10 protein-coding genes are annotated in these 15,672 nt (G+C 49.7%); 9 read left to right on the top strand and 1 reads right to left on the bottom strand.

The genetic code is table 11. From position 1 onward, the window contains the following. The first annotated feature begins 160 nt into the window (after positions 1-160). The 6 genes from JMX98_RS05920 (at position 161) to JMX98_RS05895 (ending at position 9,202) form a co-directional block, all read left to right on the top strand. A complete protein-coding gene (locus JMX98_RS05920) occupies positions 161-1,711 on the top strand; it encodes a tetratricopeptide repeat protein (RefSeq protein ID WP_201585282.1) in 1,551 nt (516 codons plus the stop codon). A 383-nt stretch (positions 1,712-2,094) separates the two neighbouring features. Further along, on the top strand, positions 2,095-3,684 hold the full coding sequence (locus JMX98_RS05915) for a 3-deoxy-D-manno-octulosonic acid transferase (protein ID WP_201585280.1): 1,590 nt from the start codon (positions 2,095-2,097) through the stop codon (positions 3,682-3,684). Beyond that, on the top strand, positions 3,681-4,400 hold the full coding sequence (locus JMX98_RS05910; protein WP_201585278.1) for a 16S rRNA (uracil(1498)-N(3))-methyltransferase: 720 nt from the start codon (positions 3,681-3,683) through the stop codon (positions 4,398-4,400). Before JMX98_RS05915 ends, JMX98_RS05910 begins: the two co-directional genes overlap by 4 nt. A 326-nt stretch (positions 4,401-4,726) precedes the next feature. Beyond that, positions 4,727-5,848, top strand: coding sequence for an extracellular solute-binding protein (locus JMX98_RS05905; protein WP_201585276.1), 1,122 nt, complete (start codon positions 4,727-4,729; stop codon positions 5,846-5,848). 89 nt (positions 5,849-5,937) lie between these two features. Continuing rightward, complete coding sequence (locus tag JMX98_RS05900; protein ID WP_201585274.1) at positions 5,938-7,617, top strand: ABC transporter permease; 1,680 nt, start codon at positions 5,938-5,940, stop codon at positions 7,615-7,617. 172 nt (positions 7,618-7,789) lie between these two features. Then, positions 7,790-9,202 carry an ABC transporter ATP-binding protein gene (locus JMX98_RS05895; RefSeq protein ID WP_201585272.1) on the top strand — a complete coding sequence of 471 codons (1,413 nt, stop codon included), beginning with the start codon at positions 7,790-7,792 and terminating at the stop codon, positions 9,200-9,202. Positions 9,203-9,219: 17 nt separating this feature from the next. Here JMX98_RS05895 and JMX98_RS05890 read toward each other — a convergent pair whose 3' ends face one another. Next, on the bottom strand, positions 9,220-10,149 hold the full coding sequence (locus JMX98_RS05890) for a methyltransferase domain-containing protein (RefSeq protein ID WP_201585270.1): 930 nt from the start codon (positions 10,147-10,149) through the stop codon (positions 9,220-9,222). A 263-nt stretch (positions 10,150-10,412) separates the two neighbouring features. Here JMX98_RS05890 and JMX98_RS05885 point away from each other — a divergent pair, with 263 nt between their 5' ends. The 3 genes from JMX98_RS05885 (at position 10,413) to gyrA (ending at position 15,505) form a co-directional block, all read left to right on the top strand. Beyond that, positions 10,413-12,074, top strand: coding sequence for an alpha/beta hydrolase family protein (locus JMX98_RS05885; protein WP_201585269.1), 1,662 nt, complete (start codon positions 10,413-10,415; stop codon positions 12,072-12,074). Between the two features lie 156 nt (positions 12,075-12,230). Further along, positions 12,231-12,410 carry a hypothetical protein gene (locus JMX98_RS05880; RefSeq protein WP_201585268.1) on the top strand — a complete coding sequence of 60 codons (180 nt, stop codon included), beginning with the start codon at positions 12,231-12,233 and terminating at the stop codon, positions 12,408-12,410. A 302-nt stretch (positions 12,411-12,712) separates the two neighbouring features. Next, complete coding sequence (gene gyrA / locus JMX98_RS05875; protein WP_201585267.1) at positions 12,713-15,505, top strand: DNA gyrase subunit A; 2,793 nt, start codon at positions 12,713-12,715, stop codon at positions 15,503-15,505. Positions 15,506-15,672: the final 167 nt, after the last annotated feature.

The following is a 15,672-nucleotide window of genomic DNA, read 5'->3' as shown; positions in this document are numbered from 1 at the left end:
GACTCTTTTTTGCCGCTTCATCGTTAAAAATAAGCGCTTAGAATGACTAAACTTATTATTTTTAACATCGAATCGCCTAAAAAATAGTCGCTGTCAGTGCCATGGTCGAATGTTCAACACGCCCTAAATTTTTGAATTTAAATAAAGGACACGCTGGTTTATGGCTGCATCGCCCGTAACGCCCCTTGATTATATGGCAGCTGGTTATTGGCAGGATTTTTTGGCCAATCGTCCTATCGCAGGCGGTATGGCTTATGAAAGCCAGCTGCGCGCTTGTATGCTGGATGAGTCGCTGGCAAGCTTGCAGCGCGTCGATACCTTGCTGTCTCAGATACGCCGCGATCTGATCAAAACAGAGCGCTGGTCTGAAGAGATGCTGCTGGTTGATGAGCACTATCGCAATTTGATGGTGTTTTTGGCGTTTTATGCAGGTCGCGTGCTAGCGCAGCACTGGCAGCAGACGCCGCACTGGTACGGGCAGTTTGAATTAGGCAAGCGTTATCCTGAGCTTGCGCTCATTCGTGAGGATTTTTATCAGCATATGGCGGTCGTCTATCGTGAGGATAATGAGGCGACTGAGGCGGATAAGCCGCCGTTGTTTTTTGCGTTAGAGCCTATCGGGCTGCGGCTGTTTGGCCATATCGATCGCCCCTTTGTTGCTGTGCAAGGTGATCAGGTGGCAAGCGGACTGTATCAAGCGGTGAGCGCCAGATTGCCTGCGGCACATCCGCCCAGCATTCATGGCACTGATGCACTCGATACCGCGCCATCTTTTACCACAGACAGCACCACTACAAATAAATATGCTGACAGCCGCAATAGCGCTGCTGGCATCGATAGCATAGACCGCCAAGTCAGTATCGATGATGACGCAAAAGCAGGCGCGCGCGTCAGTACCGTGCCCACGGCAGATAGCCAAATTGCCTTCAGTGACGTATCGCTCGATAAAGCACAAACGTCAATTAGTAACTTATCCCATGACGCATCACTGATAACTGAATCTGTCTCGCCGCGCACTCAGCAACCAGCACCTCAGCCTTCAAAACATCAATCACCCCAATCGTCCCAAGCACCCCCAGAACCATTGGCACCGAACGCCAAACTAGCGCCTACGCCCGAGCTGTTTACTCAGCTAATGACTGAGCTAAAGGAAATTGAGGTCATGCAGAGCGCTGGCGAGTCAGACTATCAGCAAGCCAGTCGCATTCTAGAGCAGTTCGAGCAGTATATCGCCAAGCAAAACACACCGCGCGCGCAGGTGAAATTTGCCCCAAAGCATTTGGCTGTAAAAAAACAAGCACTACTCAAATTACAAACCGCAGCAGAGGCGGGTAATACTGCTGCCATGCTACGCTTGGCAATGTATGAGCTGCTCGGCGAAGGTGTCACAGCCGAGACAGAGGCGGCGCTGGCAGCGGGCGCTGAATGGGTCAAACAAGCGGCAAGCAAAAACGACAGCCGTGGCCAGCGTTTGCTAAGTAAGATGTACTACCAAGGGCTGGGGGTGGCGCAAGATATCGATAATGGTAAATATTGGCTCGAGCAAGCGGCAAAAAACGGTCATGCAGAAGCGGCAAGTGTGCTCGAGCAGTGGCAGCAAGCGCAAGCGCTGATTACCACCCAAAAACAAGAGCAACATAGCAGCAAGCGCTATCAGTTGCTGCTCGCTGCTGTCGTTATGGTGGCGATACTGATATTTATCATTGTTTAACATATAGTCGTTTCAATTTAAAAAGAACACAGTACTGCTGGGATGAATTTTTTGAAGCCTCTGGAGTGCAAAGCGCACAGCAAGCGAGAAAAATTTATACCAGCAGAACGCAATTCTTAACGTATCCCTTTTATTTTGAACTGCTTATACTTATGGCGGGCAGTAATTAAAGGCGTGTTGTTCAGTGTCAAATTGAGGTAGAATTGGCGCGTTTTTTATTGGCATTTTGTCATCATTGATTCAATCAAAAAAATTGATAGCAGCCAAGTACAGACATATACGAGTGTATCGGTATGTGTAATACTTCAAGCGCGTTTAATACTGTCATTCTTTTATAGTGGATTGACCATATAATCTGATTCATTACCAATCTGGGCGACGCTATGTCATCTTCTCCTACGCCATCTGAGCACGTTTCGCAGAGATCTGATTCAGTATCAGGGCTTAATCATGCGGTGTATCAGCCGCCGTTTTATTATCAATGCGCCATCAATGTCCTAAAGCCCTTGTATCGACTGCAAGTATGGAGACGCTCGCACCAGCGCGACAACTATCAGCAAGAAGTGGCGCAGCGCTTTGGTAAGCATTATCCCTCGCCTCCTATAGCTGTGAGCGATAATATGACGCATCATGGCGTTATCTGGTGTCATGCGGTTTCATTGGGTGAGACCAATACGGTCGCACCGCTACTAGAGGCGTTATTGGCAGCGGGTTATCAGATATGGTTGACCAATACCACTCAGACGGGTTTTGCCCGTGGTGCCAGCCGTTTTGCTGATGAGATTGCCCAAGGCCAGATGAGCCATAGTTATGTGCCGGTCGATAGCCCTGTCGTGATTGAGACGTTTTTGGCACACGTAAAGCCTATAGCGGCATTGTTTGTTGAGACAGAGCTGTGGGCAAATATCTTATCTAAATTGGCCGAACAGCGTATTCCCAGTATTTTGGTCAATGGCCGGCTCTCAGCGTCTTCTTTTGCCAGTTATCAAAAAATTGCTGCTGTCAGTCGTAGTATGATGAAAAACCTTACCTTAATCATCGCGCAAGACAATGAATCTGCTAAGCGCTTTCGGCAGCTCGGTGCCAGCAGTGCCCAAATCCGTGTGGCAGGCTCGCTAAAATGGGTCATCAATGCGCCAAAGCAGGACAGCAGCGCCAGTGAGCCGCGCGTAGATGAGCAAAGCAATTCGCTGCACGGTAGCATCAGCGATCAGATGAGTCTGGCCGAGCGATTTGGAGTCACCGGTCGTCCGATTTGGGTGGCGGCCAGCACACACAGCGGCGAAGAAGAGATCGCTCTGTCACTACAGCAGCAATTGTTGTCACAGGCGGCACTGACCGATACGCTGCTTGTACTCGTGCCCAGACATCCTGAGCGCTTTGATGAGGTGGCCGAGCTCGTCAAAAAGTCGGCATTGACGATGGCACGGCGCAGTCGTGATGAGGCGATTGAGGCAGCCACGCAAGTGTATGTGGCAGATAGTATGGGCGAGCTGATGATATGGTATCAGCTTGCTAATGTGGCATTGGTCGGTGGCTCGCTTGTCGATATCGGCGGACACAATCCTGTGGAGCCGGCAAGTGTGGCCACGCCTGTCATCATGGGGCGCTATACGCAGTCGTGCCAAAGCGTGGTAGACAAGCTCGCTGAGGTTGGGGCGCTGTATCAGCCGTACAATGCTTTTTATCGTCCTGTGACGACCTCTCACACGCATACTTCTCCTGACACGGCGGCACCAGATAATCTCACAGACGAGGCATGGGCGTCAGCCGCCCATACTGCTGGCGACATCCGTGCGGAAACCACGCTGATTTACCAGCAGTTAGCCGCTTGGCTTTGTGATCTGGCACTGGCCAAACGGGCAGGGCTTGCAGGCGAGCGGCTGACCAGCCAACAACAATCGGTACTGACCCGTCAAGTGACTATGATAGAAGAAGTGATTGCCCAGCAGTCGCACCAAGAGCCTTTATGAACTGTATCTTATTGCCCAGCGACAACTTTTCGGCAGACACCGCTTATATCGATGACGCAGCGCAAATCACGCACGTCACTCAAGTATTAGCCGCCACCACCGGAGATAGGCTGAAAATAGGCAAGCTCGGTGGCCAGCTCGGTACGGGGCAGATAGCAAGCATGCACTCTGATAAAATCGAGCTATGCGATGTACAGCTGAGCTGCGCACCGCCCAAAAAGCTTGATTTGACGGTGGTGTTAGCACTGCCACGGCCAAAGGTCTTACGCCGCCTAATCATGGATATGACGGCGCTAGGTGTGCGACATATCGTCCTGATTAATAGCTACCGCACCCAAAAAAGCTACTGGCAAAGCCCGATGCTCGATCGTTTGGATGAGTTTGTCTTAGAAGGGCTACAACAAGGCGTCGATACCATCGTGCCGCGTATCACGTTGGCCAAGCGTTTTAAGCCGTTTGTCGAAGATGAGCTGGGGGGCTTGATCACTTGCCGTGCCATCGTGGCGCACCCGTACAGCGCGCAATCATTTGCCCAATACGTCCAGCCGTCATCATTGGCGCTACCGAGCTTGGTTTGTATCGGTAGCGAGGGCGGCTGGATAGATTACGAGATTGACTTGCTTACCAAGCAAGGCTGTACGGCGGTCACCATTGGTCCACGTATCTTACGCACTGAGGCGGCGGTCAATGTCATCTTGGGTCAGTGGTTGCTCTAACTGCTATGTTTGTGTTGGGAAGACACGGCCCAAAAATACGGCAAAAATGAGCGGAGATGGGTGCTAAATCTCGCTTAAACAAATGTATTGATAATTAATCTCATTTCTATTAGTATGTTGTTTCCATATATTTAGGGGTTATCAATCGCCAGTGACGGAACTTGCTAGTAGCTGGCATGACTATTCTGACATGCCTGACATGATTATTAACGTCTTGTGTCAGCACTCTGCACTGCAGCAAGTATTGTTATTGATAATATACCCATTTTATATCGTCGCCATTTTATCTATCTCACCTTTTTTATAGCACTATTATGGGGAAAACCATGTCATTGAACACCATCAGCGCTACGCGTTCTGCTTCTAAGCTTACTTTACCTGTTGTCGTCTGTGGCATGATGCTCGGACTAGCGGGTTGTAGTAATTCCTCAACGACAGAAGAGAGCGCCGAGACTACGGCCAGCGAGAGCACTGCGCCGCAAGCGACCACCGATGATGCCACAAGTGCAGATGGGCAAACCATTACTATTTATTCTTCTCGTAATGAGCAGCTGATCAAGCCGCTGCTTGATCGTTATACCGAAGAGACAGGCGTAAAAATTGAGCTGGTAACGGACAAGACAGGCCCGCTAATGGCGCGCTTGCAAGCAGAAGGCCAAAACACGCCAGCTGACATGCTATTGACCGTCGATGCGGGCAACTTATGGCAAGCCGCGCAGCAAGGCCTGCTCCAGCCTGTGGCTTCGACGGTACTTGAAAACAATGTCCCTGCCAAATATCGTGACCCAAAAGGCCAGTGGACAGGGCTGTCACTACGCGCTCGTACGATCTTTTATGATCCAAGCAAGGTCAGCGCCGCTCAGCTGTCAACTTATGCAGATTTGGCTGATCCAAAATGGAAAGGCAAGCTATGCTTACGTACCTCAAAGAAAGTCTATAACCAATCATTGGTTGCTAGCATGATTGAGCACTTGGGCGCAGAAAAAACCGAAGAAATCATCCGCGGCTGGGTAGCTAACTTAGCCACAGATGTGTTCAGTGATGACACCAGCATGCTAGAGGCGATCGCGGCGGGTCAGTGTGAGGTCGGTATCGCCAACAGCTACTATTATGGCCGTATATTGGACGAAAAACCAAACTTCCCAGTAAAAATATTTTGGGCCAATCAAGGCACCACTGGTACGCATGTAAACGTCTCAGGTGCCGGTGTGGTCACAGGCTCAGACAATCCAGATGGTACGCTAAAGCTGATCGAATGGTTGTCCTCTGATGAAGCCCAAGGAATCTATGCCAGCTCGGACAAGGAGTTTCCGGTCAAGGAAGGCGTGGATGAGTCTGAGATGCTAAGATCATGGGGTAGCTTCAAAAAAGACGACATCAATGTACAAAAATTTGGTGAGCTGCAAACCCAAGCCATTCAGATGATGGATAAAGCGGGTTATAAATAGATCTCGATGACTGATGCCAATCTCAAATTTCTTTGGGATTGGTATTTGTTATTTTGTGGACTCTATAAGTATGACACGGTAATAATGATATGATCACAACGCCAGATGCGTCTGTAAGTCAAAGCGATATCGTCGATGGTGATATGAGTGACGGGCATTCAGCAGTCAATCAAGACCACACTTTGCGTAAGCGCATTCTTTCAAAATCAGTCTTAGGACTGATTTCGTTGTTTATGCTGGTGCCAATTTTGATCGTGCTGTTGTCTTGGACGCAGCCTGTCGCTGATATTTGGACACACATGCGTGAGTATGTGCTGCCACAAGTGCTCAAAAACACCGCTATTTTATTGATGATGGTCACCGTTATTTCTGGGACAGTCGGTACTGCCTTGGCGTGGGTGACCAGTATGTACCGCTTTCCTGGCCAGCGGTTTTTTTCGTGGGCGTTGATGTTGCCGCTGGCGATACCTGCCTATGTTTTGGCGTTTGTGACCGTCGGTATTGTGGATTTTAGTGGGCCGTTACAGACCGCCTTACGTGATTTGGGCGTAAGTATGGCGATTCCGTCCGTGCGAAATGTCTGGGGCGCAGGGCTGGTGTTGTCGCTGGCGTTTTATCCTTATGTATATCTGCTGGCGCGTCAAGCGTTTTTGTCTCAAGGTCGGCGGGCGATTGAAGCTGGTCAAATGCTGGGGCTGAGCCGTCGACGGGTGTTTTTTCGTTTGGCCTTGCCGCAAGCTTTGCCGTGGATTATCGGCGGTTTACTGTTGGCCAGTATGGAGACCTTGGCGGACTTTGGCGCGGTGTCGGTGTTTAATGTCGATACCTTTACCACCGCGATCTACAAGGCGTGGTTTGGGTTTTTTAGCTTGACCACGGCCGCGCAGCTTGCCGCGTTATTGATCGGTGTGGTCTTTGTCGTAGTGTTGTTTGAGCAGTATTGGCAGGCCAAGCGCGGCACTGCTGTCACCCAAGGCAGCAGTCATCGTTTTGAGGCGAGCAAACCTGCTAAGTGGGGTATGGCGCTGCTGTGTACGCTAGTGTTTGCGCTGGCTTTTTTGATACCGTTTTTGCAGCTTATCTACTGGACGGCGGCCAATTTTCGTCAAGACTTCGATGCTCGTTATATCGATTTTGTCACCAATAGCCTGATGATTGCGAGTATGACCACGATGTTTATTGCTTTTTTGGCGATTGTCATCGCGTGGATCAAGCGTCAGTATCCTGACAAAACAACCAAGCTGATGACGACCTTGGCAAACCTAGGCTATGTGGTACCAGGTACGGTGCTGGCGGTGGGGATATTTATTCCCATTGCATGGCTTGACAATCAGATGATTGCCTTTGGTATCACCTCGCAGCAGATATTATCAGGCAGCGTCATTGTGATGCTGCTGGCTCTATCGACGCGCTTTATGACGGTGAGTTTTCAGCCTGTCGATCGCCAGTTGCAGCGCCTGACGGTCAATCAAGAAGCGGCGGCCAAACTGCTCAGTGACAGTGCTTATCAGCGCTGGCGACAGGTCATGCTGCCGGTATTAAGCCCCGGGGTTTTGACAGCGTTGCTCATGGGTTTTGTTGAGGTGATGAAAGAGATGCCCATTACTTTGATGACGCGGCGGCAAGGCTGGGATACGCTGGCGGTGCGGGTGTTTGAGATGACAAGCGAGGGTATGTGGGGGCGAGCTGCGCTGCCAAGCCTCTTAATCGTGCTGGTTGGGCTGCTACCAGTATGGATATTGCTACGCCAAAGTGACAAACAAGGCTAACAGCAGTTTTAGACAGTATGACTTATGCACTTTATCAGCATGCGGTCTATGACTTGTGTGGCCTGAGTCCTTTAAACCTGCTACAGTACTATTTTAGTCGTTTTTAGCACCCATCTGTATGTGGGCGCAGCATGCCTAAGGTTTTATTTTTTATCGCTAACTGGTACCTTTTATGTACACTGATTCAACCCATGATCCATCAGAATCTAAATCTATCCATACCAGCAGTCTAAAGGCCAAGTCTATACAAGCCAAGACGCGTCTTGAGCACCGAAAAAACGCCTCAGTTATCAAAGCCCATAATCTGGCGCATGCGGCTGTCGAGCGAGATGCGTCAAAACCCGATGAGGCACCGCAAAAGATCGACGCCCGCCAAGACCATAAAGTTAAAAACACAAATTCCCAAAAAAACCAAGTAGATAGCGCAGCGTCGCCGTATTTTAGTGTCCAAGATCTCATCGTAGGTTATGACGATACGATCGTCGTCGATGGTCTGTCGTTGACGTTACAGCAGGGCGAGATTGGGTGTTTTTTGGGGTATAGTGGCTGTGGCAAAACCACGGCCTTACGTGCCATTGCAGGACTAGAGCAAAGCCGCGGTGGTAGTATTTATCTGAGCAATCAACGCCTGACAGATAAGCGCGCGCGCAAGTCGTTTGCCGTTGCGCCAGCCAAGCGCGGCATGGGTATGGTGTTTCAGGACTATGCGTTGTTTGGTCACCTAAGTGTGGCAAAAAACATCGCGTTTGGCCTGAACAAATGGTCTACCGCCGACAAAAAAGCCCGCGTGGCTGAGATGCTAAATTTGGTTGACTTGACTGAGCACGCGGACAAACGCCCAAATGAGCTATCAGGCGGTCAGCAGCAGCGTGTGGCACTTGCAAGGGCGCTGGCACCAAAACCTAAGCTACTGCTGCTTGATGAGCCGTTCTCTAATCTAGATGTGGTACTGCGTGAGTCGCTGGCGATGAGTGTGCGTGATATTCTCAAACGCACCAACACCACTGCGATACTGGTCACGCATGATCAAAACGAAGCGTTTGCTATTGCTGATAAAGTTGGGGTGATGCATCAAGGTAAGCTGGTACAGTGGGCGACGCCAAGTGAGCTATATCATGAGCCAGTCAGTCCGTTTGTCGCTGAGTTTGTCGGTGAAGGCGCGATGATAGATGGCATCATCAAAGAAGGGCACGTCGAGACAGCGCTGGGTGATATCTATCGCCGTATGGAAGTCTACGACGAAGCTGGCTATCCGCAGTACTGTGAGTATGATTATCCAAATGGCACACCGATCAAGGTGCTGGTGCGCCCTGATGACATCATTCATGACGATGACAGTACGCAGACAGCATTGGTGGTTGGCCGCGTGTTTCGCGGTGCAAACTATCTATACCGTTTGCAGTTGGATGATGGTCAGACGGTATTGTCTTTGGTCGCCAGCCACCACAATCATGAGATAGGCTCACACATCGGTATTTTGCCCATACTCGAGCATGTGGTTGTCTTCGATGAAACGGACGTCAATGCCACCACATGGTCAGAGTACGATGGCGTAGAGCGGTTTGCAGATATTCGGCAAGACTGAGCAAGTGAGCAGGCAGGTTAGGCTTGCCGTGTTGCCAGTATATGCAGGTAGCGTCCCAGCCATTTGTAGGGCTCGTGCTGTGAATAGCGTAGCTCCATACGTATTACCGCCTCGGGGTCAGTGTGTCCGCCACGTTTGAGCGGGGCATAGTCATGAAACACGCGTAGACCACTGCTGCGTATGACGTGATAACGATGCGCGGCGAGCCATGTCTTGACCTCTTCTTTTGCGACTGGATGATTGGGCGTTAGGCTCTTGACGTTGTCTGCTTTATAGTCGCTATTGTCGAGTAAATTAAAATTCCCCATGATTAAATTACGATAATCAAAGCTCGCTGGGTTATAAAAACACAGTGACAGCGCGCCTTTGGGCATCAAATACTGATCAAAAAAGTCCATCACACCGGCAGGCTCTGCTAGCCATTCAAGCAGCGCATGACATAGTATTAAATCAAACTTTTCTGCATCTAACTTTTCTGTGCTTAGCTTTGCTGGTAGCTCCTGATAAGGGCAGACATGCCAAGTGATATCAAGAGGCGTGTCTGTCTGTGCTGCATGCGCCTGGGCTTTGGCAAGCATGTTGGCGGAGATGTCATTGATTACCACAGTATGCCCTTGGGCGGCCAGCTCGATGGCGATTTGTGCCAGACCTGCGCCCACATCCAGTACACGTAGTGGCCGGCCAAGGCGCTGGCGCATCTGGGCGCTGTACTCAAAAATATCACGGCGTAGTACCGCCAGCCTAATCTCACCCTTTAATCCGCCGTAGACTTTTTTTTCAAAATGATCGGCGATGGCATCAAAGCTGCGATCTGTGCGCTCGCTGCAGCTTTGAGCGGCTGTTGCTGGTTGGGCGGTGGCTTTAGTGGTGAACTTAGTGGTGGTCTTGGTTTTTACTTTGGAAGATGCGTGCTTGTCGCTGAGACGGAGGTCGTTGTTGTTTGCCATATTTGTCATATTATTATCGGTAAAAGGTGATTGTGGGCGTTGGGTATGTTTAAGCGCTTGGTATCATCGGCTGCGGGATGAGAGGCTGAGCAGGCTTGTCGATACTCAACGCGGGTATGGCTGGTGCTTGTGATGCGCTATTGTGTCTGTTTTCTGGTAGCTTTTCGGTAGTATTTGCGGTATAAAGGTATCATCACTTGCCAAGGATGCACGGCGCTTTTTTTACAATTTTTCACCGCTTTTGACTGCTAAGGATAGCCATTATGATCACTCCCCACTCACGGCGCGGCCGCGCAGCGACTCACAAACCGATAGCGATGCGCAGTGTCTTATCAGTCGCCATCGCCAGTAGTATATGGCTGGTCGGCTGCGGCGATGACAATGACTTTGACAATGATGTCGACATCGTCTCATCAGCTACTGCTGAATTTGTCAACTCCTTTAGCGCCTCTCAAGTAGACAGCAGCTTTGGGCTGAGTAATACCGCAACGCCCGCAGCCAAATGCGGCGTCACGATAGAAAAAGTCAGCTATGATACCAAGGGTGCTGCAGACGAAGATACCAATGCTACCGCAGCTTTGATGCTGCCAACGGGCGATGCTCCTGAATGCCAAGGCGCGCGACCGCTGCTATTATATGCCCATGGTACGACCACCGACAAGTCTTATGACTTTGCGCAAGTGGGTAATATTCAAAATCCTGCGGTAAGCGAAGCCAACTTAATCGCTGCTAATTTTGCCGCACAAGGCTATATCGTTGTCGCACCCAATTATGCAGGCTATGATGACTCCACGCTGGATTATCATCCTTACCTTGTGGCTCAGCAGCAGTCGACAGACATGGTCGACGCCCTAGACAGCGCACGCGATATCATGGCACGGCAAAAGCGTGCCAATGCGGTCAATTACCGTGATATTGTGGATTCCGGCAAGCTATTTATCGCTGGCTACTCGCAAGGCGGCTATGTCACGATGGCAACGGCCAGATTGCTACAATCCCAAGAAAAACCAGTGACAGCCATCGCGCCATCTTCGGGGCCCTATGCGCTCGCAGCGTTTGGTGATGAGATATTTAGAGGTAACGTCAATATCGGTGCCTCAAGGTTTGCGCCATTACTTGGCAGTGGCCTACAAGAAAAATATGGCAATATTTATAATAAAAAATCAGACATATTCCTAGATAAATATGCGGATGCACAGCTGCCAAATGCATTGTCGTTTGGTCAGCTAGTGGAGATGGGCAAGTTGCCTAATAATGCGCTGTTTCAAAAAAATCCTAGTGACCCTAGGCTGGCAGGGCTAGAGCAAGGCAAACTGTTTTCTATCTTGGGTGGTTATGATGAAAATGACTATCTGATTAAGACAGACTTTCGTGCCGCCTATGTCGCTGATACCGACAAACATCCTGATGGACTGTGGGCAGAGAACGGCGATGGTCTACCAGCAGCCGTGCCTGAAAACACTCTACGTAAGGCATTAAAAGACAATGACTTACGTGGTTATGTGCCGACCATGCCGACACTGCTTTGCGGCGGCAACCAGGATCCGACGGTTTATTTTGATACCAATACCGGCTCGATGGTCACGCTACTGCAAGCAGCGGCAAAAAAATCAGCCAAAAACCTCAATGTCACCGTGCTCGATGTCGATATCGACAATGCTGACGAGCGCCCAGATCAGCAGACCTTGAGCTTGATTGGCCAAGCTGCCATGAATACTTGGGATGCAGAGGCAGTCAGAGTCCGCGTACAGACCCGCTTTAGTCAGAGCGTAGAAAAGGTAAAAGCTGACGCTGAGGCGCAAGGCAATATACCGCTCCTAGCATTTTATACCAACTATCATGGTGGTCTGGTCAGTCCAGCCTGTACTGAGGCCACGCGTGCGTTTTTTGATCAAAACTTTAAGCCGGTAGTCAATCCAACATAACATTGGCAGCCTTTAGGTCATGTACTACGGCTGCTATTTCGCAATAGGTTGACGATACTCAAACGGATAAATCGTCTGACAATCCACCAAACTGTGTCCATAATATTGGACGCAGTTTTTTATGCCGCTTAACGAGACGTCAATAAGAGAAACCCTATGAAATCTATCTTGTTATCACTACTGACTTGCGCCATTATCACTGCGCCCATCAGCCAAGCACAAGCTCGAAACACACCTTGTTCAGGGAAAATGGGCGGGGTGTCGCACTGCTCAAAAGATGGCAAGTTTGTTTGTCATAACGGCAAGATTAGTCAGTCTAAAAAGATCTGCCGCTGACCCACAAAAAATAGAGAAAAAAAGTCAAAAAAATGACCGCTAATCTCCTGATTCGCTTGGTTTTAATCCTGTGCAAATGCCCCTAATACGGCAAATTTGTGCTAAAATAGCTTCTTTTATAAAACGTTACTTTTAACAAAAACCGTATCACTATTTTCTTGTTGTTTTGTGCGCTGAGTGAGGGTTTTTTGGAGTCTATATTTCAATGATAGCTGCATTTTTTGGCAGCTGTATTTTTGTATGACCCAAAGACATCTCAAGCAGTGTGACAGTATCAGAAAAAAGTGAGTGAAGGAGTGTATATGAGCGAATCGGTCAGTCCTATTGGCATCGTAGATGAACTAAAGCAGTCGTATTTGGATTATGCGATGAGCGTGATCGTCTCACGTGCGCTGCCTGATGTGCGTGATGGGTTCAAGCCTGTACACCGCCGTGTGATGTATGCCATGCACGTGCTATCAAACGATTATAACAAACCCTATAAAAAATCAGCACGTGTGGTCGGTGACGTCATCGGTAAATATCACCCACATGGTGATAGTGCGGTTTATGATGCCATCGTGCGTATGGCGCAGGATTTTAGTCTGCGTTATCCGATGGTCGATGGCCAAGGTAACTTTGGCTCGATCGATGATGATCCACCGGCGGCCATGCGTTATACCGAAGTCCGTATGACCAAGCTCACGCACCAGATGCTTGCTGACTTGGATAAAGACACGGTCGATTGGGAAGACAACTATGATGGCTCTGAGCGTATGCCAAGCGTGATGCCAGCGCGTATTCCCAACCTACTGGTCAATGGTGCGACAGGTATTGCCGTCGGTATGGCGACCAATATGGCACCGCATAACTTGACAGAAGTCATCAATGCTTGTCTTGCCTATGCTGCAAATCCACAAGTCTCAGCCGAAGAGTTGATGTCGCATATCTCAGGCCCCGATTTCCCAACCGGCGGTATTATTTATGGCCGCGCGGGTATTTTAGATGCCTATCGTACCGGTAAAGGCCGCTTGCATATTCGTGGGCGCTATCATATCGAGCCGATGAGTGACACAGGTGTCAACCGTGATCGCGAGCGTATTGTCTTTACCGAAGTGCCGTATCAGGCCAACAAAGCCAAGCTGATTGAGCGTATCGCTGAGCTGGTACGAGACAAAAAAATCGAGGGCATCACCGAGATTCGCGATGAGTCTGATAAAGAAGGGATGCGTATCGCTATTGACTTGCGCCGCGGAGAAACTGCTGAAGTTATCGTTAATAACTTGTTTTTGCAAACGCCGCTAGAGTCGAGCTTTAGTATCAATATGGTCGCGCTGGATAATGGTCAGCCAAAGCTGCTGACTTTGCGCCAGCTGATAGCCGCCTTTGTTCGTCACCGTCAAGAAGTGGTGACGCGTCGTACGATTTTTGAGCTAAACAAAGCGCGCGTCCGTGGTCATTTGCTCGAAGGTCTGACCGTTGCGCTCGCCAATATCGACGATATCATCGCCACTATCAAAGCCTCGGCCAACCGCGGCTTGGCACGCGAGAGCTTATTAAATAATACATGGGGCTCCGGTAGTGTCGTGGCGATGCTAACAGCGGCTGGTAGCCAGTCTGTGCGTCCTGAGTTTATCGAAGGCGAGGACCCAAAAGCGCCGTTTGGTTTGATCGAAGGTGAGGAGCGCTATCGCTTATCACTTGAGCAGGTCAATGCGATTTTAGACATGCAGCTGCACCGTTTGACGGGGCTTGAGCAAGACAAATTGACCGAAGAGTATCAAGATTTGCTGCGTGAAATCGCTCATTTGGAGTCGATTCTTGGTGATTTTGATAAGCTGATGAGTATCATCTCTAATGAGCTTATCGAGATTCGTGATAACTTTGGTGATGAGCGTCGTACCGATATTATCGACTCGCGTATGGACTTTAACCGTGAAGATCTCATCCCTGAGCAGACTGTCGTGATGACTGTCTCGCGCACCGGCTACGCCAAGACACAGCCTATCGATGATTATGTGGCGCAAAAACGCGGCGGCAAAGGCAAGTCGGCAACTGCTATGAAAGAAGATGATGTGATAGATCACTTGGTAGTGACCTCGACGCATGCGACCGTGCTGTGCTTTACGGACAGCGGCCGCGTCTTTAGCTTACGTGGGTTTGAAGTGCCGATTGCCAGCCGCGGCTCGCGCGGTCGTCCATTGGTCAACCTCATCAGTTTGGATGCTGACGAAACCGTCACCACCATTTTGCCTATTCCAAAAATCGTCGAAGAGCTATCTGGCAATGCTGTGAGTGATGGCGATGATGATAGCTCAGAGAGTAGCAATGAGGCCGAGCCGCCGTTTGTTTTCTTTGCCACTGCCAATGGTACGGTGAAGCGCGTAGAGCTTAAGCAGTTTGCCAATATCCGCTCAAATGGCTTGATTGCCATTGGTCTAGAAGACGGTGACAAACTGGTGAGCGCCCGTATCACCAACGGTAGCCAAGAGGTGATGCTATTTGCATCGAGTGGTAAAGCCATTCGTTTTGATGAAAACGATGCCCGCGCCATGGGCCGTACTGCCAAAGGTGTACGCGGTATGCGTTTGGCTGATGATGAATTTATCAAATCACTAGTCGTTATCGAAGATGATGTACGCGAAATCCTTATCGCTTGTGAAAACGGCTTTGGTAAGCGTACCTTTATCGACGAGTTTAATACGCAAAACCGCGGTGGCGGCGGTGTGATAGCCATCAAAACCAGCGCACGTAATGGCGCACTGGTGCGAGCGACCAAGGTTGACCCTACAGACGATATCATTCTAATCTCGGACAAAGGCACGCTCGTGCGTACGCCAGTTGAGCATGTGGCCAGCTCTGGTCGTAACACCCAAGGCGTTACCTTGATTCGCCTATCAAAAGAAGAAAAGCTGGTGGCGATGGCGCGGGTCGAGCACGAAGAGAGCGACGATAAGCTGGTCGATGCCATGCGTGAAGATGGCACCTTTGAGGTAGCAGGCCAAGCGCAAATCGATATCGATGCGGCGACCGACGTTCACGATGTGATCGACATTGCCGACGATCCTGTATTAGATGAAACAAATACTGAGGATGACAATACCGACGATAAATAACGGTTTCAGTAGTTCGCTTTTGCTCTAGTTTGGCATTCTTGCTCTAGAAAAAGCCTCTGACGTTATCGTTGGAGGCTTTTTTTTGGATGTCATTTATCGCTTATAGGATGTTGTCTTTGATAATCCTTTTTATCTTTTATTACCACTGTTTATGCTGATCTTTGAAT

Origin of the sequence: Psychrobacter sp. HII-4 (assembly GCF_904846595.1) — a bacterium.
Lineage (GTDB): Bacteria > Pseudomonadota > Gammaproteobacteria > Pseudomonadales > Moraxellaceae > Psychrobacter > Psychrobacter celer.
The sequence above is the reverse complement of the archived record's forward strand: the minus strand, read 5'-3'. Positions and strand labels throughout refer to the sequence as shown.

What these genes read in the sequence shown, in the direction of transcription:
- JMX98_RS05920 (WP_201585282.1), top strand. Translation starts at nt 161, where the DNA reads ATGGCTGCATCGCCCGTAACGCCCCTTGATTATATGGCAGCTGGTTAT.
- JMX98_RS05915 (WP_201585280.1), top strand. Translation starts at nt 2,095, where the DNA reads ATGTCATCTTCTCCTACGCCATCTGAGCACGTTTCGCAGAGATCTGAT.
- JMX98_RS05910 (WP_201585278.1), top strand. Translation starts at nt 3,681, where the DNA reads ATGAACTGTATCTTATTGCCCAGCGACAACTTTTCGGCAGACACCGCT.
- JMX98_RS05905 (WP_201585276.1), top strand. Translation starts at nt 4,727, where the DNA reads ATGTCATTGAACACCATCAGCGCTACGCGTTCTGCTTCTAAGCTTACT.
- JMX98_RS05900 (WP_201585274.1), top strand. Translation starts at nt 5,938, where the DNA reads ATGATCACAACGCCAGATGCGTCTGTAAGTCAAAGCGATATCGTCGAT.
- JMX98_RS05895 (WP_201585272.1), top strand. Translation starts at nt 7,790, where the DNA reads ATGTACACTGATTCAACCCATGATCCATCAGAATCTAAATCTATCCAT.
- JMX98_RS05890 (WP_201585270.1), bottom strand. Translation starts at nt 10,149, where the DNA reads ATGGCAAACAACAACGACCTCCGTCTCAGCGACAAGCACGCATCTTCC.
- JMX98_RS05885 (WP_201585269.1), top strand. Translation starts at nt 10,413, where the DNA reads ATGATCACTCCCCACTCACGGCGCGGCCGCGCAGCGACTCACAAACCG.
- JMX98_RS05880 (WP_201585268.1), top strand. Translation starts at nt 12,231, where the DNA reads ATGAAATCTATCTTGTTATCACTACTGACTTGCGCCATTATCACTGCG.
- gyrA (WP_201585267.1), top strand. Translation starts at nt 12,713, where the DNA reads ATGAGCGAATCGGTCAGTCCTATTGGCATCGTAGATGAACTAAAGCAG.